Genomic DNA, 261 nt, shown 5'->3' with positions numbered 1-261 from the left:
ACATAAAAAAGAGGCTGAAATTGTTGATGAAGCAGGTAGAAAAGGCCAAGTAACTATTGCAACTAATATGGCTGGTCGTGGTACAGACATTAAACTTTCTGATGAAGTTAAGAATGCAGGAGGTCTTGCTATTATAGGTACCGAACGTCACGATTCACGTCGTGTTGACAGACAGTTACGTGGTCGTTCTGGTCGTCAAGGAGATCCAGGAAGTTCCCAATTCTATGTTTCATTAGAAGACAATCTAATGCGTCTATTTGG

1 pseudogene is annotated in these 261 nt (G+C 41.0%); it reads left to right on the top strand.

The window, feature by feature from the left end:
* Positions 1-261 (top strand): annotated as a pseudogene (locus ACRHOC_RS14895) (hypothetical protein); the annotation flags it as partial.

Origin of the sequence: Winogradskyella poriferorum, assembly GCF_050618035.1 — a bacterium.
In the GTDB taxonomy this organism is placed as follows: Bacteria; Bacteroidota; Bacteroidia; order Flavobacteriales; family Flavobacteriaceae; genus Winogradskyella; species Winogradskyella poriferorum_A.
The sequence above is the reverse complement of the archived record's forward strand: the minus strand, read 5'-3'. Positions and strand labels throughout refer to the sequence as shown.